Origin of the sequence: Streptomyces sp. DSM 15324 (assembly GCF_001514285.1) — a bacterium.
GTDB lineage: Bacteria > Actinomycetota > Actinomycetes > Streptomycetales > Streptomycetaceae > Streptomyces.
Genome location: NZ_KQ949023.1, coordinates 1,312,882 through 1,334,120, shown reverse-complemented (window position 1 = coordinate 1,334,120; position 21,239 = coordinate 1,312,882). Strand labels below are relative to the sequence as shown.

Sequence of the window (21,239 nt, the reverse complement as noted above, 5' to 3'; positions counted from 1 at the left end):
CAGAGTGGCCACATGTACGACGTCAGCACACGCAAGCAAGCCCTCTCCCTCGTGGCGCAGGGCCGAAGCCTGAATTCAGTAAGCAAGCAGACGGGTATCTCCCGCGCCGCGATCCGCTCCTGGCAGGACCGCCTGGAGCCCATGCTCCGTATCGCACCTCAAGACCCTGGGCCGCCTGCCGACACATACGCGTACTCATACCTGCTCGGGCTGTACCTCGGCGACGGATGCATCAGCCCACATCCACGCAGCGGCTACTACCTGCGCATCGTCTGCGCGGACGCCTGGCCTGGACTCATCGAGCTGTGCTACGAAGCCATCAGGAAAGTCCGCCCCGGCATCGGTGTGTACGTGCTCCAACGGCAGGGCTGCGTAGCAGTGACCTCCTACTCACCACACTGGCCGCGCCTCTTCCCTCAACACGGCCCCGGTAAGAAACACGAGCGCCCGATCACCCTCGAAGCCTGGCAGCGGGCCGTCGTCGACGCGCACCCCTGGGAGTTCGTCCGAGGGCTCATCCACTCCGACGGCTGTCGCATCACCAACTGGACGACCCGCTTGGTCGCCGGCGAACGCAAGCGGTATGAATACCCACGCTACTTCTTCGCCAACGTCTCGGACGACATTCGGCGGCTCTACACCGACACGCTCGACCAGCTGGGCGTCGAATGGACCTTCTGCACCCGCGACGGAACACCGTTCAACATCTCCGTCGCCCGCAAAGCCTCCGTCGCCCTCCTCGACGCCCACGTGGGCCCCAAGCACTGAGCGGTCCCTACTTCGGGCTGTCGTCCTCCCCCACGTGGTGGACGCGGACCAGGTTCGTCGCGCCCGAGACTCCCGGCGGGGAGCCGGCCGTGATCACGATGACGTCGCCCTTCCGGCAGCGGCCGTACCGCAGCAGCAGCTCGTCCACCTGGGCGACCATCGCGTCCGTGGAGCCCACCGGTGGGACCAGGAAGGTCTCCGCGCCCCACGTCAGGCTGAGCTGGGAGCGGGTGGACTGTTCCGGGGTGAAGGCCAGCAGGGGGATCGGGGAGCGGTAGCGGGAGAGGCGGCGGGCCGTGTCGCCGGTCTGGGTGAAGGCGACCAGGAGCTCGGCGTTCAGGAAGTCGCCGATCTCGGCCGCGGCGCGGGCGACCGCGCCGCCCTGGGTGCGGGGTTTGTTGCGTTCGGTGAGGGGCGGGAGGCCCTTGGCCAGGATGTCCTCCTCGGCCGCCGCGACGATCTTTGCCATCGTGCGGACGGTCTGGATGGCGTACTTCCCGACGCTGGTCTCGCCCGACAGCATCACGGCGTCCGTGCCATCGATGATCGCGTTGGCCACGTCGCTCGCCTCCGCCCTCGTCGGGCGAGAGTTGTCGATCATCGAGTCGAGCATCTGGGTCGCGACGATCACCGGCTTGGCGTTGCGCTTCGCCAGCTTGATCGCGCGTTTCTGGACGATCGGGACCTGTTCGAGGGGCATTTCGACGCCCAGGTCGCCGCGCGCGACCATGATTCCGTCGAAGGCGGCGACGATGTCGTCGATGGCCTCCACCGCCTGGGGTTTCTCCACCTTCGCGATGACGGGGAGGCGGCGGCCCTCTTCGTCCATGATGCGGTGGACGTCGAGGATGTCGCGGCCGCTGCGGACGAAGGACAGGGCGATCACGTCGCAGCCCGTGCGGAGCGCCCAGCGCAGGTCTTCCTCGTCCTTCTTGGACAGGGCGGGGACCGAGACGGCGACGCCGGGGAGGTTGAGGCCCTTGTGGTCGGAGATGACGCCGCCTTCGACGACCCGGGTGTGGACCTCCGCGCCCACGACGTCGGTGACCTCCAGGCAGACCTTGCCGTCGTCGACGAGGATGCGCTCGCCCGGGGTCACGTCCTCGGCGAGGCCGGCGTAGGTGGTGCCGCAGCGCTTGCCGTCGCCCGCGACGCCGTCCTCGACGGTGATCGTGAAGGTGTCGTCGCGTTCGAGGAGTACAGGTCCTTCGGCAAAGTGGCCGAGGCGGATCTTCGGGCCTTGAAGATCGGCGAGGACGCCGACGCTGCGGCCGGTCTCGTCGGCGGCCTTGCGGACGCGGTGGTAGCGCTCCTCGTGTTCGGCGTGGCCGCCGTGGCTGAGGTTGAGGCGGGCGACGTCCATTCCTGCGTCGACCAGGGCTTTGATCTGGTCGTAGGAGTCGGTGGCGGGGCCCAGGGTGCAGACGATTTTGGCTCGGCGCATGAGTCGAGCCTATGACTTACCGGGCAGTAGCGAATTGGGGCGACATGACCGGGCAACAACCGTTGAGTGAAGGGTAGTTGACAACTGTTGAATTGTGCGGGGTGCCGCTCTTATGAGCATATCGATTTCGCGCCCGCATTCCCCGAAAGGGTGAATGGGTGAATGGGTGAATTCACGGGGCGGCCGAAGCCCGCCCCGGGGGGTCAGGGCGCCGGCCGTCGCGCCCAGGGGTGCCGGCCGTCGCGCCCAGGGGTGCCGGCCGTCGCGCCCAGGGGTGCCGAACGGGGGAATCCGTAGTGAGGTCATACGCCCCACCATGTCACGCGTTTCCCTTTTGCCTGGCCGGAGTTGACCCGGGTGGTCACCAGATCGAAACCTCCGGGACCTGTTGCGGCCGGTCATGGACGGGTCAGAATCTACGCGCGTTTGTCTACGCGCGTCATTGACCATTTCCCCTAGGAGCTCGCGAGATGCCGTTGAACCGCCGGAAGTTTCTGAAGAAGTCCGCCGTGACCGGGGCGGGGGTGGCCATCGCGGGGGCGGCTGCGGCTCCGGCGGCGCAGGCCGCGGAGGCCAAGGTGCCGGGCAGGCCCGTCAAGCAGCCGAAGCGGTACGCCCTGACGGTGCTGGGGACGACGGACCTGCACGGGCACGTCTTCAACTGGGACTACTTCAAGAACGCGGAGTACACGGACAAGGCGGGCAACGCGCAGGGGCTCGCCCGCATCTCGACGCTGGTGAACCGGATCCGCGCCGAGAAGGGGCGGGAGAACGTGCTGCTGCTGGACGCGGGCGACACGATCCAGGGCACGCCGCTGACGTACTACTACGCGAAGGTGGACCCGATCACCGCCAAGGGTGGTCCGGTGCACCCGATGGCGCAGGCGATGAACGCGATCGGGTACGACGCGGCGGCGCTGGGCAACCACGAGTTCAACTACGGCATCGAGACGCTGCGGAAGTTCGAGTCGCAGCTGCGGTTCCCGCTGCTGGGCGCGAACGCGGTGGACGCGAAGACGCTGCGGCCGGCCTTCCAGCCGTATGTCATCCGGACGTTCTGCGTGAAGGGCGCGCCCCCCGTCAAGGTCGCGATCCTGGGGCTCACGAACCCCGGTATCGCCATCTGGGACAAGGCGTACGTGCAGGGCAAGCTGGCGTTCCCGGGGCTGGAGGAGCAGGCGGCGAAGTGGGTGCCGAGGCTGAAGGCGATGGGTGCGGACGTGGTGGTCGTGTCGGCGCACTCCGGGTCCTCCGGGACGTCGTCGTACGGTGACCAGCTGCCGTACGTGGAGAACTCGGCGGCGCTGGTGGCGCAGCAGGTGCCGGACATCGACGCGGTGTTGGTGGGCCACGCGCACGTGGAGATCCCCGAGCTGAGGGTCACGAACGAGAAGACCGGGAAGACGGTCGTCCTGTCGGAGCCGCTGGCGTATGCGGAGCGGCTGTCGGTGTTCGACATCGAGCTGGTGTTCGAGAAGGGGCGGTGGACGGTCGAGTCGGTGGCGTCGAAGGTGCTGAACTCCAACACCGTGGCCGACGACCCGAAGATCACCAAGCTGCTCTCGGACGAGCACGCGAAGGTCGTGAGGTACGTCAACCAGGTGGTCGGTTCGGCGACGGAGACGCTGACGACGGTCGAGGCGCGGTACAAGGACGCTCCGATCATCGACCTGATCACCAAGGTGCAGGAGGATGTGGTCAAGGCGGCGCTGGCGGGGACGTCGTACGCGTCGCTGCCGGTGATCTCGCAGGCGTCGCCGTTCTCGCGGACGTCGGAGATCCCGGCGGGCGCCGTGACGATCCGGGATCTGTCGAGCCTGTATGTGTACGACAACACGCTGGTGGCGAAGTTGCTGACGGGTGCGCAGGTCAAGGCGTACCTGGAGTACTCGGCGGAGTACTTCGTGCAGACGGCCGCGGGTGCGGTCGTGGACGTCGACAAGCTGACCAACGCGAACAACCGGCCGGACTACAACTACGACTATGTGTCGGGGCTGTCGTACGACATCGACATCGCGCAGGCGGCGGGGTCGCGGATCAGGAACGTGACGTACAACGGTGCGCCGCTGGACGACGCCCAGCGGTTCGTGTTCGCGGTGAACAACTACCGGGCGAACGGCGGTGGGGCGTTCCCGCATGTGGCCTCCGCCCCCGAGCTGTGGTCGGAGTCGACGGAGATCCGGACGCGGATCGCGGAGTGGGTGACCGCGAAGGGTGTGCTGGATCCGAAGGAGTTCGCGTCGGTGGACTGGAAGCTCACGCGGGACGGTACGCCGGTGTTCTAGGGGGTCGGCCGGGCTGGGGGTCGGCCGGGCTGGGGGGTGGCCTCAGATTCCGTCGCGCAGGGGGGTCAGTGTGTGGGGCCGGCGTGCGGGCGGGATCTGGGGCTGTCGTTGTTCGAGGCCGAAGGTGGTGAAGGCGGTGCGGGTGGGCAGGGGGTAGTTGTCCTTGCCGGTGAGGGTGTTGAGGACGGTGGCGCTGCGCCAGGCGGCGAGGCCGAGGTCGGGGGCGCCGACGCCGTGGGTGTGGCGTTCGGCGTTCTGGACGTAGAGGTGGCAGCCGGTGGCGGTGATGGAGGGGTCGAGGACGAGGCGGAACTGCGGGTCGATGCGGGGGCGTCCGGCGCTGTCGCGGCGCAGGTAGGGGTCGAGGCCGGCGAGGATGCGGTCGAGGGGGCGTTCGCGGTGGCCGGTGGCGAGGACGACGGCGTCGGTGGTGAGGCGGGAGCGGGTGTTCTGCTGGGTGTGTTCGAGGTGGAGTTCGATTCTGGTGCTGGCGATGCGGCCGGCGGTGCGGACCTGGACGCCGGGAGTGAGGACGGCGTCGGGCCAGCCGCCGTCGAGCGTGCGGTGGTAGAGCTCGTCGTGGATGGCGGCGAGGGTGGCGGCGTCGATGCCCTTGTGGAGTTGCCACTGTGCGCCGACGAGGCGGTCGCGGACGGGTTCGGTGAGGGCGTGGAAGTAGCGGGTGTAGTCGGGGGTGAAGTGTTCGAGGCCGAGCTTGGAGTACTCCATGGGGGCGAAGGCCTCGGTGCGGCCGATCCAGTGGAGTCGTTCGCGGCCGGCGGGTCGGTGGCGCAGGAGGTCGAGGAAGATCTCGGCGCCGGACTGTCCTGATCCGACGACGGTGACGTGGCCGGCCGCGAGGAGGGTGTCGCGGTGGGTGAGGTAGTCGCCGGCGTGCAGGACGGGGACGCCGGGGGCGTCGACGAGGGGGCGCAGGGGGTCGGGGACGTGGGGCTCGGTGCCGATGCCGAGGACGACGTTCCTGGTGTGGGTGCGGCCGAGGGCCTCGGCTTCTCCTTCGGTGTCGAGCTGGGTGTAGTCGACTTCGAAGACGTCGCGTTCGGGGTTCCAGCGGACGGCGTCCACCTGGTGGCGGAAGTGGAGTCCGGGGAGGTGGTCGGCGACCCAGCGGCAGTAGGTGTCGTATTCGGCGCGCTGGATGTGGAACCGCTCGGCGACGTAGAAGGGGTAGAGGCGGTGGTGGGTCCTGAGGTAGTTGAGGAAGCTCCAGGGGCTGGTGGGGTCGGCGAGAGTGACGAGGTCGGCGAGGAAGGGGACCTGTACGCGGGCGCCGTCGATGAGCAGGCCGGGGTGCCAGTCGAAGCGGGGGCGTTGTTCGTAGAAGACGGCGTCGAGTTCGGCGAGGGGGTGGGCGAGGGCGGCGAGGGAGAGGTTGCTGGGGCCGATGCCGATGCCGACGAGGTCGCGGGGGGTGTCGGTCTCGGGGGGTGGGGGGGTGTTCATGCGGGGGTGTTTCCTTCCGGCAGGTGCAGGAGGGCGGTGAGGTCGTGGGGGCGGGTGTGGGGGTTGAGGAGGGTGGTCTTGAGCCAGAGGCGGCCGTCGAGGCGGGCGCGGCCGAGGACGGCGTGGCCGTCGGTGAGGAGGCGGCGGCGTATCCGGGCGACGGCGGTGTCGGTGGCGCCGGTGGGGCGGTAGAGGACGGTGCTGATGGTGGGTGGGGCGCGGAGTTCGAGGCCGGGGTGGTCGCGGACGAGGGCGGCGAAGGCGTGGGCGTGGTCGCAGACCTGGTCGACGAGGGTGCCGAGGCCGTGGCGGCCGAGGGTCTTGAGGGTGACGGCGATCTTGAGGACGTCGGGTCGGCGGGTGGTGCGCAGGGAGCGGCCGAGGAGGTCGGGGAGGCCGGCTTCGGTGTCGTCGTCGGCGTTGAGGTAGTCGGCGTGCTGGTGCAGGGCGGTGAGGTCGGCGGGGTCGCGGACGGCGAGGAGTCCGGCGGCGACGGGTTGCCAGCCGAGTTTGTGCAGGTCGAGGGTGACGGTGTGGGCGGCGTCGAGTCCGGCGAGCCGGGGGCGGTGGCGGTCGCTGAAGAGGAGGCCGCCTCCGTAGGCGGCGTCGATGTGGAGCCGGGCGCCGTGGGCGGCGCAGACGGCCGCCAGCTCGGGGAGGGGGTCGATGAGTCCGGCGTCGGTGGTGCCCGCGGTGACGGCGACGAGGTGGGGACCGGGGACGGCGGTGAGGGCTGTGTCGAGGGCGGCGGGGTCGAGGGTGCCGGCGGGGGCGGGGACGCGGACGGGTGCGGGCAGGCCGAGGAGCCAGGCGGCGCGGGTCAGGGAGTGGTGGGCGTTGGTGCCGCACAGGAGGCGGACGCCGGGGCCGAGGGTCTCGCGGGCGAGGAGGAGGGCGAGTTGGTTGGACTCGGTGCCGCCGGTGGTGACGAGGGCGTCGGTGAGGCCGGCGAGCCGGGCGAGGGCGCGGGTGACGAGTGTTTCGAGGGTGGAGGCGGCCGGGGCCTGGTCCCAGGAGTCGAGGGAGGGATTGAGGGCGGAGACGGCGAGGTCGGCGGCGGTGGCGACGGCGAGGGGCGGGCAGTGGAGATGGGCGGCGCACAGGGGGTGTGCGGGGTCGGCGGAGCCTTCGGCGAGGGCGCGGACGAGGGTGGGGAGGGCTCCTGGGTCGCCGTGTTCGGGGAGTACGTCGCCGACGGCGGCGGTCAGGCGGGCGGTGACCGCGTCGGGGCCGCCGGCCGGGAGGGGGCCGCCGCGTGCGGTGCGGCCGGCGTCGAGGGCGTCGAGGACGGTGGTGAGGAGCGGCCGGAGTGCGTCGGTGGCTTCGGGGCCTGAGGCGAGCGGCGGGGTGCTCATGGGGTCCTCCGGGCGGGCGCGTGGCGGGGGTTTCCACCTTGTACGCCGGTGCCGGGACACGCCCGGAAAGAGCAACGATCGGTACCCGAAAGGGGGTACCGATCGTCGGGGTCGTGGCGGGGTGGGCCGGGCTAGGCGGTGCGTACCTTCAAGGCCCGGCGCAGGTCGTCGAGTTGGTCGGTGAGTTTGCGGCGCAGGGCGGGGATGGGGTGGGTGTCGCGCAGGCAGGTCTCGCCGAGGGTGAGGGTCTCGGGGTCGACGGCGTGGGCGGGGAAGGCCCAGTGGCCGGCGGCGTCGGCGATGGCGGGGCCGCGGCGGGCGGCGACGGCGACGGCGTCCTCGTAGTAGCGGGCGACGTAGGGGCGGACGAGGTCGGCCTGTTCGGGTTGCCAGAAGCCCTGGGCGGTGGCGGTGAAGAGGTAGTTGGAGAGGTCGTCGGAGGTGAACATGGCGTGCCAGGCCCTGGCTTTGGTGTCCTCGTCGGGGAGTGCGGCGCGGCAGCGGGCGGCGCCTTCGCGGCCGGTGGCGGAGGGGTCGTGTTCGAGCTCGGCGGCGATGGCGTGTTCGTCGGTGGCGCCGAGGACGGCGAGCCGGGCGAGGACGCGCCAGCGCAGGTCGGGGTCGAGTTCGGGGCCGCCGGGGACGGTGCCGTCGGCGAGCCAGGCGGCGATGGTGTCGGGCTGGGCGGCGACGTTGATGAAGTGGCGTACGGCGATGAGGCGCAGGCCGGGGTGGTCGCCGTCCTCGGTGCGGCGGATGAGGTCGCGGCACAGGGCGGAGAGGGTGGCCAGGGCGGTGGGGCGGTCGGCGGGGGCGAGGTAGCGGCCGGCGATCTGGGTGGCGGCGAAGGCGAGGACGCCTTGGACGAGGGCGAGGTCCCTCTCGTGCGGGAGGTGGGTGCGCGCGGCGTCGAGGTAGGCGGTGGGGGCGAGTTCGCCGTCGCGGACGGCGTCGCGCAGGGCGTTCCAGACGACGGCGCGGGTGAGCGGGTCGGGCAGTCCGCAGAGGCTGGCGGTGACGCCCTGGAAGGAGTGGGTGTCGAAGCGGATCTTGGCGTAGGTGAGGTCGCCGTCGTTGAGCAGGAGCAGGGTGGGGCGTTTGCCGAGGGGGAGGGGCGCGTCCTGGGGGACGTCGAGTTCGAGGCGCCGGCGGCGGGTGAGGCGGCCTTCGTCGCCGGGGAGGTCGAGGTCGTAGAGGCCGACGGCGATGCGGTGGGGGCGGCTGCCGGTGCGTTCGACGGTGAGGTGGTGGTCGCCGTTGTCGCCGGTGACGAGGGGGGTGAGGGTGTCGACGCCGGTGGTGCGCAGCCAGGCGTCGGCCCAGGCGTGGACGTCGCGGTCGGTGCCGGCGGCGAGGGAGTCGAGGAAGTCGGCGAGGGTGGCGTTGGCGAACCGGTGGCGGGCGAAGTGGGTGTTGATGCCGGCGAGGAAGTCCTTCTCGCCGAGCCAGGTGACGAGTTGGCGCAGGGCGGAGGCGCCCTTGGCGTAGGAGATGCCGTCGAAGTTGAGGAGGGCGGAGGCGGTGTCGGGGACGTCCTCGGGGGCGACGGGGTGGGTGGTGGGGCGTTGGTCGGCGTCGTAGCCCCAGGCTTTGCGGACGACGCCGAAGTCGGTCCAGGTGTCGGTGAAGCGGGTGGCTTCGGTGAGGGTCTGGTAGCCCATGTACTCGGCGAAGGACTCGTTGAGCCAGATGTCGTCCCACCAGCGGAGGGTGACGAGGTCGCCGAACCACATGTGGGCCATCTCGTGGGCGACGACCATGGCGCGGGTCTGGCGTTCGGTGTCGGTGACGGCGGAGCGGTAGACGAACTCGTCGCGGAAGGTGACGAGTCCGGGGTTCTCCATGGCGCCGGCGTTGAACTCGGGGACGAAGGCCTGGTCGTAGGAGTCGAAGGGGTAGGGCTCCTCGAACTTCTCGTGGTAGCGGTCGAAGCAGGCGCGGGTGATGTCGAGGAGTTCGTCGGCGTCGGCGTCGAGGTAGGGGGCGAGCGAGCGGCGGCAGTGCAGGCCGAAGGGCAGGCCGCGGTGTTCGGTGCGTACGGAGTGCCAGGGGCCGGCGGCGACGGCGACGAGGTAGGTGGAGATGAGGGGGGTGGTGGCGGCGCGCCACTGGCCGTCGCCGAGGTGTTCGGTGATGCCGTTGGCGAGGACGGTCCAGCCTTCGGGGGCGTGGACGGTGAGGTCGAAGACGGCCTTGAGGTCGGGCTGGTCGAAGGCGGCGAAGACGCGTTGGACGTCGTCCATGAAGAGCTGGGTGTAGAGGTAGGTCTCACCGTCGCTGGGGTCGGTGAACCGGTGCATGCCCTCGCCGGTGCGGGAGTAGTGCATGCGGGCGTCGACGTGCAGTTCGTGTGCGCCGGCGCCGAGGCCTTTGAGGGCGATCCGGTTGCCGTCGAGGCTGTCGGGGTCGAGGGGCTGTCCGTCGAGGGTGACCGAGCGCAGGTCGGCGGGCTTGATCTCGACGAAGGTGTCCCCATCGGTGTGCGCGGTGAACCTGATGGCGGTGCGGGAGCCGAAGGTCTCGTCGCCGGTGGTCAGGTCGAGCTCGATGGTGTAGCGGTGGACGTCGAGGAGCCGGGCACGGCTCAGCGCTTCGTCGCGCGTCAGTACGGACATGAACGACATGCTGCCTGATGCCGCAGGCCGGGCACAGGGGCGGATCGTTACGCGCCCAATGTCCCTTCTCGCGCCGGAGGCGCCGGGCATCGCCCGTGGTGGGGCGGGGCCCGGCCGGATCCCGTCGGCGGGGCGGGCCGGTCAGTCGGCCGTGGGGGCCGCGGTGTCCTCGGCGATGCGCTCGTGGTGGCGGATCACCTCGGCGATGATGAAGTTGAGGAACTTCTCGGCGAACGCGGGGTCGAGCTTGGCGTTCTCGGCGAGGGTGCGCAGCCGCTCGATCTGGCGGGCCTCGCGGCCGGGGTCGGCGGCGGGCAGCTGGTGGCGGGCCTTGAGGTGGCCGACCTGCTGGGTGGCTTTGAAGCGTTCGGCGAGCATGTGGACGACGGCCGCGTCGATGTTGTCGATGCTGTCACGCAGCCGGTCGAGTTCGGCGCGGACGGCGGGGTCGATGTCTGCGGTGCCGGTTGCGGGGGTGTCGCGGGTGGTCATGGGCGATCACCCTAGGGCATGCCGGTGTGGGCCACCGTGCTGCCCGTACAGTGGAATCGGGTGCAGGCGTCTTGGGGGTGCGGGCGTGGCCAACGGTGGTCCGGTCGAGCACGGTTTTCCGCATCTGGAGACGGTGCGGGACGCCGTCACGGCGTTGTACAGGAGGTTGTCGTACGACACGATCCACCAGTTCGCGGTGAGTGTGCCGCCGGTGGACGTGGCGTTCTGCGACGGCGACGATCTGCATCTGGGGACGCAGCGGGTGGCGCGGGAGCTGGTGCGGCATTATCGGCTGCCGGACGCGCGGATGGTGGTGGCGTTCCGGGAGATGGAGCACGCGGCGAGTGTGGAGCTGGCGGCGGGGCCGGAGTATTTCGTCGAGTTGAACGACCGTTTCCGGACGCATCGGCGGGACATCGGGGCGGCGCTGGCGCACGAGATCATGCATGTGTATCTGCACCGGCTTGATCTGTCGTTCCCGGGGACGCGGGCCAACGAGATCCTCACGGACACGGCGACGACGTATCTGGGGGCGGGCTGGCTGCTGCTGGACGCCTACCGGGAGGACGGGGCGTCGTCGCAGAAGCTGGGGTATCTGACCCCGGAGGAGTTCGGGTACGTGCTGGCGAAGCGGTCGCTGGTGTTCGGGGAGGATCCGTCGGCGTGGTTCACCAGTGCCGAGGCATATGCGGCGTATGTGCGGGGTCGTGAGCGGGCGCTGGGCGACGAGCGGCAGCCGCCGCTGACGGCGGCGGGGTGGGCGGGGCGCCGCCGGTACGCCCGGGACCGGCGGCACGCGCAGGGCCGTGGGCAGGGCGAGGAGCGCCGGCCGGGGTCGGCCGCGGATCCGCCGTACGCGTTCGCGCCGGATCCGCGGGGGCCGTTGCGGGTGACGTTTCCCTGCCCCACCTGTCATCAGCGGATCAGGGTGCCCGTGAGGGGTCGGGTCCGGGCGCGGTGCGGGCTGTGCCGGACGGTCCTGGAGTGCGACACGTAGGGCGCGTTTCGAAAGTAGCGTCGTCTGCCCGAAGGGCAGGCCCGGCGGCGTCTGCCGCCGGGCAGACGGGACTTTCGAAACACGCCCTCCTAGGGGTGGTGCGGGCCGGTCAGGTGCCGGAGATCGCCGTGCGGGGCAGTGCCGTGCACAGGGCCGCGCAGATCACGAATCCGCCGGTCACCCAGGGCATCGCGGTGCCCAGTGCCTCGGTGAGCCCGTGGTCGGTGTGGCCGAAGAACACGGTGCCGAGGATCGCCGCGCCGAGGGCGCCGCCGAACTGCTGGGCGGTGGAGAAGATGCCGGAGGCGCCGCCGGCGAGGTCGGCGGGTACGGCGGACAGGACGACGTTGACGAGGGGCACGACCAGGAAGCCGAGGCCGGCGCCGGCGACGGCCAGGCCGGGGGCGAGGGGCCAGGCGCCGGTGTGGGTGTCGGCGGCGCGGTCGACGGCGGCCCACACCCAGCCGAAGCCCCCGGCCATGAGCAGGGCTCCGGCGGCCAGGACGAGCCGTCCGTGGCGTACGGCGAGGGTGTCGGCGGCGGGGGCGGTGAGGAAGCCGCCCGCGGAGAAGGCGACGGTGAGCAGGCCGGCCTGCATCGGGGTGTAGCCCTCGCCGGACTGGAGCCAGACGGCGAAGACGAGGAAGAAGCCCTGCATGCCGACGGAGAAGAGGAGTTGGACCAGGACGCCGACGGAGAAGGCGGGGAGCCGGAAGGCGCGGGCCGGGAGGAGGGGCACGGTGGTGGTGGGGTGCCGCCGGGCCTGGAACACGCCGAGGCCGGTGACGGTGAGCACGCCGGCGGTCAGGCAGATCCAGCCCCACAGCGGCCAGCCGTTCTCGCGTCCCTGGACGAGGGGCAGCACGATGGCGACGAGGGCGGCGGCCAGGACGAGGCTGCCGAGGGCGTCGGGGCGGCCCGCGGAGCGTTCGCGGGTGGCGGGGACGAGGAGTGCGCCGGCGACGAGGGTGAGCAGGGCGACGGGGACGTTCACGAGGAACACCGAGCGCCAGCCCCAGCCGAAGAGGTCGGCGTCGGTGAGCACGCCGCCGAGCAGCAGTCCGACGGCGGAGGCGAAGCCCGCGACGGCGCCGTACATCCCGAAGGCGGCGCCGCGTTCGCGGCCTTGGAAGAGGGTGCGGAAGGAGCCGATGACCTGGGGGACGAGGACGGCGGCGAGGACGCCCTGGACGGCGCGGGCGGCGATCAGCTGGCCGGGGGTCTGGGCGATCCCGCAGGCGAGGCTGGCCAGGCCGAAGCCGGCGGTGCCGACGAGGAAGAGGGTGCGGCGTCCGTAGCGGTCGCCGAGGTGGCCGGAGACGATCAGGGCGGCGGCGAAGCCGAGGAGGTAGGCGGAGACGGTCCACTGCAGGGCGCCGTCGGAGGCGTGCAGGTCGCGGGCGATGGAGGGGATCGCGACGTTGACGATGGTGGTGTCGACGAGGTCCATCAGGGCGGCGACCATCATGACGGCGGCGGCGGCCCAGCGGTGCGGGTGGGGCTCGGGCGCGAGGGTGGGGGGTGCGGTGAGAGGGGCGGTCATGGCTGTCTCCCGTTCGGGGTGCGATTTATTTCGTTCGACCTAACGAAAGACTTGCACCGACAGCTCTGTCCGCGCAAGTCGTTAGTTCGTCCGAACGAAATATTTGTTAGCCTGGCCCCATGACCGACGAACGACGGGCCGCCGCCCTGGAACGCCTGATGACCGTGGGCCGGCAGCACAGCACGGTCACGGTGATGTTCCACTCGGCGATCGCGGCGAAGCAGGGACTGAACGCCACGGAGGAGAAGACCCTCGACGTCCTCCAGCGACGGGGCCCGCTCACCGCGAAGGACCTGGCCGAGCACACCGGTCTGGCCCCGGCCTCCGTCACCGGCATGCTGGACCGCCTCGAGGCCAAGGGGTTCGTCCGCCGGGTCAGGCACCCCACGGACAAGCGGCGCGTGCTCGTCGAGCTCAACGAGGCCAAGCTCGCCGAGCTCGCGGTGTTCTTCGAGGAGTGGGCCCGTGACATCGTCCGGGCGTGCGAGGAGTTCGACGCGCAGGAGCTGGAGACGGTGAACCGGTTCCTGGAGGTGATGACGGAGGCCCAGAGCCGGGCGACGGCCCGGCTCACCGGCTGAGTCCGCGCTACGCCCCGTACACGGCGCCGGGCGGCTCGGCCGCCGCCAGCAGCTTCTGCACGGCCTCCCCCGCCTCCGCCGGGCTCCAGCGCGCCCCCTTGTCCGCCGTGGGACCCGGACGCCAGCCCTCCATCACGGTGATCCGGCCGGCCTCCGCCTCGAAGACCCGGCCGGTGACCCCCGCGCTCGCGGCGGAGCCCAGCCAGACCACGAGCGGCGAGACGTTCTCCGGGGCCATGGCGTCGAAGCCGGACGCGGGGGCCGCCATGGTCTCGGCGAAGGTCCGTTCCGTCATCCGGGTGCGGGCGGCCGGCGCGATCGCGTTGACCTGGACGCCGTAGCGGGCGAGTTCGGCGGCGGCGACCAGGGTCAGACCGACGATCCCGGCCTTCGCCGCGCTGTAGTTGCCCTGCCCGACCGAGCCCAGCAGCCCCGCCCCGCTGCCGGTGTTGACGATCCGGGCGACGGGAGCGCGCCCCGCTTTGGCCTCGGCGCGCCAGTGCGCGGCGGCGTGCCGCAGCGGCAGGAAGTGGCCCTTGAGGTGGACGCGCAGGACGGCGTCGAAGTCGTCCTCGTCCAGGTTGACCAGCATCCGGTCGCGCAGGAAGCCCGCGTTGTTGACGAGGGTGTCGAGCCGGCCGTACGTCTGAAGGGCGGTGGCGATCAGGGAGGCGGCGCCCTCGGACGTGGCGATGTCGCCGCCGTGGGCGACCGCCTCGCCGCCCGCCGCGCGGATCTCCGCCACCACCTGTCCGGCCGGGCTGCCGGGTCCGGGCGCGCCGTCCGGGCCGACGCCCAGGTCGTTGACGACGACGCGGGCGCCCTCGGCCGCGAACGCGCGCGCGTGCGCCCGCCCGAGGCCGCGTCCCGCGCCGGTGACGACGACCACCCGGCCGTCGCAGAGTGCTGCCATCTCAGGCCTCCTTCCTGTCCTGGTTGCCGTGGCTGTCCTTGTTGGCCGTCGCGGCGTCGAGGAACGCGGGGCGCTCCCCTCCCCCGTGCACGAGCAGACTCGCCCCGCTGATGTACGCGGCCGCGTCGGAGGCGAGGAAGACGGCCGCCGCGCCCACGTCGGCGGGCTGGGCGAGCCGGCCGAGCGGGACCGTGCGCGAGACGCCCGCGACGCCGTCGGGGCCGCCGTAGTGCAGGTGCGCCAGTTCGGTGTGGACCATGCCGACCACCAGGGTGTTGACCCGCACCTGCGGGGCCCACTCGACGGCCATCGAGCGGGCGAGGTGCTCCAGGCCGGCCTTGGCGGCGCCGTAGGCCGCGGAGCCCGGCGAGGGGCGGCTGCCGCTGACACTGCCGATCATCACCACCGCGCCGCCGGCCCGCCTCAGGTGCGCGTGGGCGGCGAGGGACACGGTCAGCGGGGCGAGCAGGTTGAGTTCGACCACGCGCGCGTGGCGTTCGGCCGGGGCGTCGGCGAGCGGGCGGTAGGGCGCGCCGCCCGCGTTGTTGACCAGCACGTCGCACCGGGGCAGCCCGGCGAAGAACTCCCGTACGGCGTGCGCATCCCGCACGTCCAGGGCCGTGAACTCGGTCCTGGGCAGCGGGACTTCCGGGGGGCGGCGGGCGACGACCAGCACCTCGGCGCCCGCGCGCGCGAAGGAGCGCGCGATGCCGGCGCCCACGCCCCGGGTGCCGCCCGTGACGACGGCGACCTTCCCGTCCAGCTCCATTCGCTGCTACCTTTCACCTAACAAACGTTTGGTGGAAAGGTAGCTGATGCTTCCATGGGTGTCTCCACCTCGTCCCCCGAAAAGGGGATTTCCGTGGTCACCGTCGACGTCCCACCGGTCAACGCGCTGCCGGTGAGCGGCTGGTTCGCGCTGGCCGACGCGGTGCGCGCGGCCGGCCGCGACCGGGGCACCCGGTGTGTGGTGCTGGCCGCCGAGGGGCGGGGGTTCAACGCGGGCGTGGACATCAAGGAGCTGCAGAAGCAGGGGCCGGGCGCGCTCGTGGGCGTCAACCGCGGCTGCTTCGAGGCGTTCGCGGCGGTGTACGAGTGCGAGGTCCCGGTGGTCGCGGCGGTGCACGGCTTCTGTCTGGGCGGCGGCGTCGGACTCGCCGGCAACGCCGACCTGGTCGTGGCGAGCGAGGACGCGGTGTTCGGGCTGCCGGAGCTGGACCGGGGCGCGCTCGGCGCGGCGACCCATCTGGCCCGGCTGGTCCCCCAGCACCTGATGCGCGCCCTGTACTTCACCTCGCGCACGGTCACCGCGGCCGAGCTGCTCGCGCACGGCTCGGTGTGGCGGGTGGTCCGGCGCCAGGGGCTGCGCGCGGCCGCGCTGGAGGTGGCGAGGGAGATCGCCGCCAAGGACGGGGAGCTGCTGCGGCTGGCGAAGGCGGCCCTCAACGGCATCGACCCGGTCGACGTGCGGCGCAGCTACCGCTTCGAGCAGGGGTTCACGTTCGAGGCGAGCGTCTCGGGGGTGGCCGACCGGGTCCGGGACACGTTCGGGAAGGAGCGCGGGTAGGTGAGCGACAAGACGATGACGGCCGAGGAGGCGGTCTCCCGGCTGGAGAGCGGCATGACCCTCGGCATCGGCGGCTGGGGCTCGCGCCGCAAGCCGATGGCCCTGGTGCGGGCCCTGCTGCGGTCCGGGGTGACCGATCTGACCGTGGTGTCGTACGGCGGCCCGGACGTCGGCATGCTGGCGGCGGCCGGCCGGATCCGCAAGCTGGTCGCCGCGTTCGCCACCCTCGACTCCATCCCCCTCGAACCGCACTACCGCGCGGCCCGTGAGCGCGGTGCGTTCGAACTCATGGAGGTGGACGAGGCGATGTTCCTGTGGGGGCTGCGGGCCGCCGCCAACCGGCTGCCGTTCCTGCCGGTGCGGGCGGGGATCGGTTCGGACGTGATGCGGGTCAACCCCTCGCTGCGGACGGTGACCTCGCCGTACGACGACGGGGAGACGTTCGTCGCGATGCCCGCCCTGCGGCTGGACGCGGCCCTGGTGCACGTCAACCGGGCCGACCGGCTGGGCAACGGGCAGTACCTGGGCCCGGACCCCTACTTCGACGACCTGTTCTGCGCGGCGGCGGACACCGCGTACCTGTCCTGCGAGCGGATCGTCGACACGGCCGAGCTGACGAAGGCGGCGCCGCCGCAGACGCTGCTGATCAAGCGGCACGTGGTGACGGGGGTGGTGGAGGTGCCCGGCGGCGCGCACTTCACGTCCTGCGCGCCCGACTACGGCCGGGACGAGGCGTTCCAGAAGCGGTACGCGAGCACGCCGTGGGCGGAGTTCGCGGCCCGGTACCTGGCCGGGGACGAGGCGGCGTACCGGGCGGCCGTCGAGGAGGACGCATGACCACGCGCGCCGAGTACTGCGTGATCGCCTGCGCCGAGGCCTGGCGGGGCGGCGGCGAGATCCTGGCGAGCCCGATGGGGCTGATCCCCTCGGTGGGGGCCCGGCTGGCCCGGCTCACCTTCGCGCCGGACCTGCTGCTCACCGACGGCGAGGCGACGCTCGTCCGCCCGGACGGCACCGCCGAGGGCTGGCTGCCGTACCGGCAGCATCTGGAGCTGGTCACCGGCGGGCGGCGGCACGTGATGATGGGCGCGAGCCAGATCGACCGGTACGGCAACCAGAACATCTCCTGCATCGGCGACTGGGCGCGGCCGGTGCGCCAGCTCCTCGGGGTGCGCGGGGCGCCGGTCAACACCCTGAACAACCCGACCAGTTACTGGGTCCCCCGGCACTCCCGGCGGGTGTTCGTCGAGCGGGTCGACATGGTGTGCGGGGTCGGGTACGACCGGGCGGCCGGCGCGCGCCACCACCGCATCCCCCGGGTCGTCTCCGACCTGGGCGTCTTCGACTTCGCCACGCCCGACCACGCGATGCGGCTGGCCTCGGTGCATCCGGGGGTGACGGTGGAGGAGGTCCGGGAGGCGACGGGGTTCGCGCTCGTGGTCGCGGACGACGTGCCGTGCACCCGTGAGCCGACCGCCGCCGAGCTGCGGCTGATCCGTGAGGTGCTGGATCCGGGGAACACCCGGGCGCGGGAGGTGCCCCTGTAATGGAGACGGCGCTGACGCGGCTGGTCGGGGTGCGGCATCCCCTCGTGCAGACCGGGATGGGCTGGGTGGCGGGTCCCCGGCTGGTGTCGGCGGTGGCGGAGGCGGGCGCGCTGGGCGTGCTCGGTTCGGCGACGATGACCGTGGACGGGCTGCGGGAGGCGGTGCGGGAGGTCAAGTCCCGTACGGACGCGCCGTTCGGGGTGAATCTGCGGGCGGACGCGGGGGACGCCGGGGACCGGGTGCGCATCGTCGTCGACGAGGGGGTGCGGGTGGCGTCCTTCGCGCTGGCGCCCTCCCGGGAGCTGATCGCCGAGCTGAAGGAGGCCGGGGTCGTCGTGATGCCCTCCGTGGGGGCGCGCCGGCACGCCGAGAAGGTCGCGGCGTGGGGGGCGGACGCGGTGCTGGTGCAGGGCGGGGAGGGCGGCGGGCACACCGGCGAGGTGGCGACGACCGTGCTGCTGCCGCAGGTGGTCGACGCGGTGGACATCCCGGTGGTGGCGGCGGGCGGCTTCTTCGACGGACGGGGGCTGGTCGCGGCGCTGGCCTACGGGGCGGCGGGCGTGGCGATGGGCACGCGTTTCCTGCTGACGTCGGACTCGACGGTGCCGGATCCGGTGAAGGCCCGCTATCTGGCGGCCTCGGTGCGGGACGTCACGGTCACCCGCGCGGTGGACGGCCTTCCGCACCGCATGCTCCGCACGGACCTGGTGGACGCCCTGGAGCGCTCGGGCCGCCTTAGCCGTCTGCTGCACGCGGTGCGGCGGGCGGCGGCGTTCCGCAAGCTGTCGGGACTGTCCTGGCCGGGCATGGTCCGGGACGGTCTCGCCCTGCGCCACGGCAAGGACCTGTCCTTGAGCCAGGTCCTGCTGGCCGCCAACACCCCGATGCTGCTGAGGTCGGCGATGGTGGACGGCCGCACGGACCTCGGCGTGATGGCCGCCGGGCAGGTCGCCGGGGTGATCGACGACCTGCCGTCGTGCGCGGGGCTGGTGGAGCGGATCGTGAAGGAGGCGGAGGAGGTCCTGGAGGGGCTCAGAGCCTCTCGATGATCGTCACGTTCGCCTGTCCGCCGCCCTCGCACATCGTCTGCAGGCCGTACCTCCCGCCCGTGCGCTCCAGTTCGTGCAGCAGGGTCGTCATCAGCTTGGTGCCGGTGGCGCCGAGGGGGTGGCCGAGGGCGATGGCGCCGCCGTTGACGTTGACCTTGTCCGGGTCGGCGCCGGTCTCCTTCAGCCAGGCGAGGACGACGGGGGCGAAGGCCTCGTTGATCTCGACGAGGTCGATGTCGTCGATGGTCAGCCCGGTCTTCTTGAACGCGTACGCCGTCGCCGGGATCGGCGCGGTCAGCATGCGGATGGGGTCCTCGCCGCGTACGGAGAGGTGGTGCACGCGCGCGCGGGGGGTGAGGCCGTGTTCGCGGACCGCGCGCTCGGAGGCGAGGAGCAGGGCGGCGGCGCCGTCGGAGACCTGGGAGGAGCAGGCGGCGGTGACGGTGCCGCCGTCGATGACGGGCTTGAGGGCGGCCATCTTCTCCAGGGAGGTATCCCGGCGCGGCCCCTCGTCGGCCGTCACGTCGCCGAGGGCGACGGTCTCCCGGGCGAAGCGGCCCTCGTCGATGGCCCGTACCGCCCGCCGGTGGGAGCGCAGGGCGAACTCCTCCTGGTCCCGGCGGCTGATGCCCCACTTGGCGGCGATCATCTCGGCGCCGGCGAACTGGTTGACGGGCCGCTCGCCGTAGCGGGCGCGCCAGCCCTCGCTGCCCGCGAAGGGGCCCTGGGTGAAGCCGAGGGGCTCGGCGGCCTGGCGGGTGGCGAAGGCGATGGGGATCTGCGACATGTTCTGCACGCCGCCCGCGACGACCAGGTCCTGGGTGCCGGAGAGCACGGCCTGCGCGGCGAAGTGGACGGCCTGCTGGGAGGAGCCGCACTGGCGGTCCACGGTGACGCCGGGCACCTCCTCGGGCAGTCCGGCGGCCAGCCAGCAGGTGCGGGCGATGTCCCCGGCCTGCGGTCCCACGGCGTCCAGGCAGCCGAGGATCACGTCCTCGACGGCGGCCGGGTCGACGGCGGCGCGGGCGACGAGTTCCTTCAGCACGTGTGCGCCCAGATCGGCCGGGTGGACCGCGCTGAGTCCTCCCCCGCGCCGCCCGACGGGCGTACGGACCGCTTCGACGATGTAGGCCTCGGCCATGGCAACTCCCCAATGGGTTACGTGCGTACGGCGATCCCGTCCAGCACCATCGACAGGTACTGCCGGGCGATCTCCTCGGGACTGTGCTGTCCGCCGGGCCGGTACCAGGAGGCGGCGACCCAGACGGTGTCGCGGACGAACCGGTAGGTGAGACGGACGTCGAGGTCGGCGCGGAAGACCTTCAGGCCGACCCCGCGTTCCAGCGTGGCGAGCCACGCCTTCTCGAATCTGCGCTGGGACTCGGCGAGGAACGCGAACCGTTCCTGGGCGAGGAGCTGTCGGCTCTCCTTCTGGTAGATGGCGACGGCGGCGCGGTGCCGGTCGATCTCCCGGAACGACTCGGTGACGAGGGCCTCCAGCGTCTCGCGGGGGCCGAGGCCGGCGTCGAGGACGGTGTCGTAGCCGGCCCACAGCTCGTCGAGGAACGTGCGCAGGATCTCCTCCAGCATCGATTCCTTGGAGTCGAAGTGGTAGTAGAGGCTGCCGGCGAGCATGCCCGCGTGGTCGGCGATCTTGCGGACGGTGGTGGCGTTGTAGCCCTGTTCGGCGAAGACCTCGGCGGCGGTGTCGAGGAGTTCGCGGCGCCGGGCGGGCGCGGCGGTCACCTGGGGCTTCTTCTTGGTCGGCACGGGCCCATTGTCGTCCTACGCGTGCTGGCTGCTGACGGAGACGGTCTCGCCCGTCAGGTACGAGGAGTAGCCGGACGCGAGGAACACGATCACGTTGGCGACCTCCCAGGGTTCGGCGTACCGGCCGAAGGCCTCGCGTGCGGTCAGCTCCGCCAGGAGTTCGGGCGTGGTCACCTTCACCAGGTGGGGATGCATGGCGAGGCTCGGTGCGACGGCGTTGACGCGGACGCCGTAGGCGGCGGCCTCGATCGCCGCGCAGCGGGTCAGGGCCATCACCCCGGCCTTGGCGGCGGCGTAGTGGGCCTGTCCGGCCTGGGCGCGCCAGCCGACCACGGAGGCGTTGTTGACGATCACGCCGCGTCCGGGGCCGCGCATCAGGCGGAGCGCGGCCCGGGTGCAGCGGAAGGTGCCGTTCAGCGTGACGTCCAGGACGCGGGTCCACTGGTCGTCGGTCATGTCGACGAGGGGTGCGGTGCCGCCGAGGCCGGCGTTGTTGACGACGACGTCGAGCCCTCCGTGCGTCCGCACGGCTGTTTCGAACAGGGCCCGGACCTGGCTGTCGTCGGTGACGTCACAGGGGGTGGCGGTGACCGAGGCGGCGCCGAACTCCCGGGCGAGTTCGGCCTCGTACTCCTTCAGGCGCCGGGTGTGGGCGTCGCTGATGACGACGCGGGCGCCCTCCTCCAGGAAGCGCCGGGCGGTGGCGCCGCCGATGCCCGCGCCGGCCGCCGCGGTGATGACGGCGGTGCGGCCCGCGAGCAGTCCGTGGCCGGGTACGTACGCCGGAGTCTCGACGTCTGTCATACCGCCACGCTAACCTACCAAACACTTGTTAGAAAAGTCGGCCGC

General features: G+C 71.9%; 19 protein-coding genes. 8 read left to right on the top strand and 11 right to left on the bottom strand.

Annotation, left to right across the window (positions count from 1 at the left end):
- The first annotated feature begins 12 nt into the window (after positions 1 to 12).
- Entirely contained in the window at positions 13 to 768 is a 756-nt protein-coding gene (locus AQJ58_RS05860; RefSeq protein ID WP_067245398.1) for a helix-turn-helix domain-containing protein, read from the top strand.
- A gap of 7 nt (positions 769 to 775) precedes the next feature.
- Here AQJ58_RS05860 and pyk read toward each other — a convergent pair whose 3' ends face one another.
- Positions 776 to 2,212, bottom strand: coding sequence for a pyruvate kinase (gene pyk, locus AQJ58_RS05855; RefSeq protein WP_067245396.1), 1,437 nt, complete (start codon positions 2,210 to 2,212; stop codon positions 776 to 778).
- A 470-nt stretch (positions 2,213 to 2,682) separates the two neighbouring features.
- Here pyk and AQJ58_RS05850 point away from each other — a divergent pair, with 470 nt between their 5' ends.
- A complete protein-coding gene (locus AQJ58_RS05850; RefSeq protein WP_067245394.1) occupies positions 2,683 to 4,497 on the top strand; it encodes a bifunctional metallophosphatase/5'-nucleotidase in 1,815 nt (604 codons plus the stop codon).
- A gap of 42 nt (positions 4,498 to 4,539) precedes the next feature.
- Here AQJ58_RS05850 and AQJ58_RS05845 read toward each other — a convergent pair whose 3' ends face one another.
- From AQJ58_RS05845 to AQJ58_RS05830, 4 genes are all read right to left on the bottom strand, one after another.
- Complete coding sequence (locus AQJ58_RS05845) at positions 4,540 to 5,961, bottom strand: lysine N(6)-hydroxylase/L-ornithine N(5)-oxygenase family protein (RefSeq protein WP_067245391.1); 1,422 nt, start codon at positions 5,959 to 5,961, stop codon at positions 4,540 to 4,542.
- Complete coding sequence (locus AQJ58_RS05840; RefSeq protein ID WP_067245388.1) at positions 5,958 to 7,316, bottom strand: pyridoxal phosphate-dependent decarboxylase family protein; 1,359 nt, start codon at positions 7,314 to 7,316, stop codon at positions 5,958 to 5,960. Before AQJ58_RS05840 ends, AQJ58_RS05845 begins: the two co-directional genes overlap by 4 nt.
- Positions 7,317 to 7,447: 131 nt before the next feature.
- The gene (gene pepN / locus AQJ58_RS05835; protein ID WP_067245845.1) at positions 7,448 to 9,931 is read right to left on the bottom strand and encodes an aminopeptidase N; all 2,484 of its coding nucleotides are present in this window, start codon (positions 9,929 to 9,931) and stop codon (positions 7,448 to 7,450) included.
- A 141-nt stretch (positions 9,932 to 10,072) separates the two neighbouring features.
- A complete protein-coding gene (locus AQJ58_RS05830) occupies positions 10,073 to 10,423 on the bottom strand; it encodes a chorismate mutase (RefSeq protein ID WP_067245385.1) in 351 nt (116 codons plus the stop codon).
- 85 nt (positions 10,424 to 10,508) lie between these two features.
- Here AQJ58_RS05830 and AQJ58_RS05825 point away from each other — a divergent pair, with 85 nt between their 5' ends.
- Positions 10,509 to 11,420 (top strand): hypothetical protein, encoded by a 912-nt coding sequence (locus AQJ58_RS05825; RefSeq protein ID WP_067245383.1) that lies wholly within the window; start codon positions 10,509 to 10,511, stop codon positions 11,418 to 11,420.
- A 109-nt stretch (positions 11,421 to 11,529) separates the two neighbouring features.
- Here the strand turns inward: AQJ58_RS05825 and AQJ58_RS05820 are convergent, their stop codons facing one another.
- Positions 11,530 to 12,963 (bottom strand): MFS transporter, encoded by a 1,434-nt coding sequence (locus AQJ58_RS05820; RefSeq protein ID WP_067245381.1) that lies wholly within the window; start codon positions 12,961 to 12,963, stop codon positions 11,530 to 11,532.
- A 119-nt stretch (positions 12,964 to 13,082) separates the two neighbouring features.
- On the opposite strand from AQJ58_RS05820, the gene AQJ58_RS05815 reads away from it, so the two are divergent.
- Positions 13,083 to 13,544: a MarR family winged helix-turn-helix transcriptional regulator gene (locus tag AQJ58_RS05815; RefSeq protein WP_067245379.1), complete on the top strand. Its 462-nt coding sequence runs from the start codon at positions 13,083 to 13,085 to the stop codon at positions 13,542 to 13,544.
- Positions 13,545 to 13,551: 7 nt separating this feature from the next.
- Here the strand turns inward: AQJ58_RS05815 and AQJ58_RS05810 are convergent, their stop codons facing one another.
- A complete protein-coding gene (locus tag AQJ58_RS05810) occupies positions 13,552 to 14,457 on the bottom strand; it encodes an SDR family oxidoreductase (protein ID WP_067245375.1) in 906 nt (301 codons plus the stop codon).
- Between the two features lies 1 nt (position 14,458).
- Complete coding sequence (locus AQJ58_RS05805; protein WP_067245372.1) at positions 14,459 to 15,226, bottom strand: SDR family oxidoreductase; 768 nt, start codon at positions 15,224 to 15,226, stop codon at positions 14,459 to 14,461.
- Positions 15,227 to 15,280: 54 nt separating this feature from the next.
- On the opposite strand from AQJ58_RS05805, the gene AQJ58_RS05800 reads away from it, so the two are divergent.
- Genes AQJ58_RS05800 through AQJ58_RS05785 form a run of 4 tightly spaced genes read left to right on the top strand, consistent with a single transcriptional unit; the run spans position 15,281 to position 18,620 of the window.
- The gene (locus AQJ58_RS05800; protein ID WP_067245369.1) at positions 15,281 to 16,024 is read left to right on the top strand and encodes an enoyl-CoA hydratase family protein; all 744 of its coding nucleotides are present in this window, start codon (positions 15,281 to 15,283) and stop codon (positions 16,022 to 16,024) included.
- Positions 16,025 to 16,861 carry a CoA transferase subunit A gene (locus AQJ58_RS05795; protein WP_067245365.1) on the top strand — a complete coding sequence of 279 codons (837 nt, stop codon included), beginning with the start codon at positions 16,025 to 16,027 and terminating at the stop codon, positions 16,859 to 16,861.
- On the top strand, positions 16,858 to 17,571 hold the full coding sequence (locus AQJ58_RS05790; RefSeq protein ID WP_067245360.1) for a CoA-transferase subunit beta: 714 nt from the start codon (positions 16,858 to 16,860) through the stop codon (positions 17,569 to 17,571). Before AQJ58_RS05795 ends, AQJ58_RS05790 begins: the two co-directional genes overlap by 4 nt.
- The gene (locus tag AQJ58_RS05785) at positions 17,571 to 18,620 is read left to right on the top strand and encodes an NAD(P)H-dependent flavin oxidoreductase (RefSeq protein ID WP_067245356.1); all 1,050 of its coding nucleotides are present in this window, start codon (positions 17,571 to 17,573) and stop codon (positions 18,618 to 18,620) included. Before AQJ58_RS05790 ends, AQJ58_RS05785 begins: the two co-directional genes overlap by 1 nt.
- Here the strand turns inward: AQJ58_RS05785 and AQJ58_RS05780 are convergent.
- From AQJ58_RS05780 to AQJ58_RS05770, 3 genes are read right to left on the bottom strand one after another with little or no spacing between them, the layout of a single operon-like run.
- Entirely contained in the window at positions 18,604 to 19,761 is a 1,158-nt protein-coding gene (locus AQJ58_RS05780) for an acetyl-CoA C-acetyltransferase (RefSeq protein WP_067245353.1), read from the bottom strand. The genes AQJ58_RS05785 and AQJ58_RS05780 overlap by 17 nt on opposite strands.
- Positions 19,762 to 19,778: 17 nt before the next feature.
- Positions 19,779 to 20,390 carry a TetR/AcrR family transcriptional regulator gene (locus tag AQJ58_RS05775; protein ID WP_067245350.1) on the bottom strand — a complete coding sequence of 204 codons (612 nt, stop codon included), beginning with the start codon at positions 20,388 to 20,390 and terminating at the stop codon, positions 19,779 to 19,781.
- Positions 20,391 to 20,405: 15 nt separating this feature from the next.
- Positions 20,406 to 21,194 carry an SDR family oxidoreductase gene (locus AQJ58_RS05770; RefSeq protein WP_067245348.1) on the bottom strand — a complete coding sequence of 263 codons (789 nt, stop codon included), beginning with the start codon at positions 21,192 to 21,194 and terminating at the stop codon, positions 20,406 to 20,408.
- Between the last annotated feature and the right edge of the window lie 45 nt (positions 21,195 to 21,239).

Coding starts and splice junctions, on each gene's coding strand:
- AQJ58_RS05860 (WP_067245398.1), top strand. CDS start 13: ATGTACGACGTCAGCACACGCAAGCAAGCCCTCTCCCTCGTGGCGCAG.
- pyk (WP_067245396.1), bottom strand. CDS start 2,212: ATGCGCCGAGCCAAAATCGTCTGCACCCTGGGCCCCGCCACCGACTCC.
- AQJ58_RS05850 (WP_067245394.1), top strand. CDS start 2,683: ATGCCGTTGAACCGCCGGAAGTTTCTGAAGAAGTCCGCCGTGACCGGG.
- AQJ58_RS05845 (WP_067245391.1), bottom strand. CDS start 5,961: ATGAACACCCCCCCACCCCCCGAGACCGACACCCCCCGCGACCTCGTC.
- AQJ58_RS05840 (WP_067245388.1), bottom strand. CDS start 7,316: ATGAGCACCCCGCCGCTCGCCTCAGGCCCCGAAGCCACCGACGCACTC.
- pepN (WP_067245845.1), bottom strand. CDS start 9,931: ATGTCCGTACTGACGCGCGACGAAGCGCTGAGCCGTGCCCGGCTCCTC.
- AQJ58_RS05830 (WP_067245385.1), bottom strand. CDS start 10,423: ATGACCACCCGCGACACCCCCGCAACCGGCACCGCAGACATCGACCCC.
- AQJ58_RS05820 (WP_067245381.1), bottom strand. CDS start 12,963: ATGACCGCCCCTCTCACCGCACCCCCCACCCTCGCGCCCGAGCCCCAC.
- AQJ58_RS05815 (WP_067245379.1), top strand. CDS start 13,083: ATGACCGACGAACGACGGGCCGCCGCCCTGGAACGCCTGATGACCGTG.
- AQJ58_RS05810 (WP_067245375.1), bottom strand. CDS start 14,457: ATGGCAGCACTCTGCGACGGCCGGGTGGTCGTCGTCACCGGCGCGGGA.
- AQJ58_RS05805 (WP_067245372.1), bottom strand. CDS start 15,226: ATGGAGCTGGACGGGAAGGTCGCCGTCGTCACGGGCGGCACCCGGGGC.
- AQJ58_RS05800 (WP_067245369.1), top strand. CDS start 15,281: ATGGGTGTCTCCACCTCGTCCCCCGAAAAGGGGATTTCCGTGGTCACC.
- AQJ58_RS05790 (WP_067245360.1), top strand. CDS start 16,858: ATGACCACGCGCGCCGAGTACTGCGTGATCGCCTGCGCCGAGGCCTGG.
- AQJ58_RS05785 (WP_067245356.1), top strand. CDS start 17,571: ATGGAGACGGCGCTGACGCGGCTGGTCGGGGTGCGGCATCCCCTCGTG.
- AQJ58_RS05780 (WP_067245353.1), bottom strand. CDS start 19,761: ATGGCCGAGGCCTACATCGTCGAAGCGGTCCGTACGCCCGTCGGGCGG.
- AQJ58_RS05770 (WP_067245348.1), bottom strand. CDS start 21,194: ATGACAGACGTCGAGACTCCGGCGTACGTACCCGGCCACGGACTGCTC.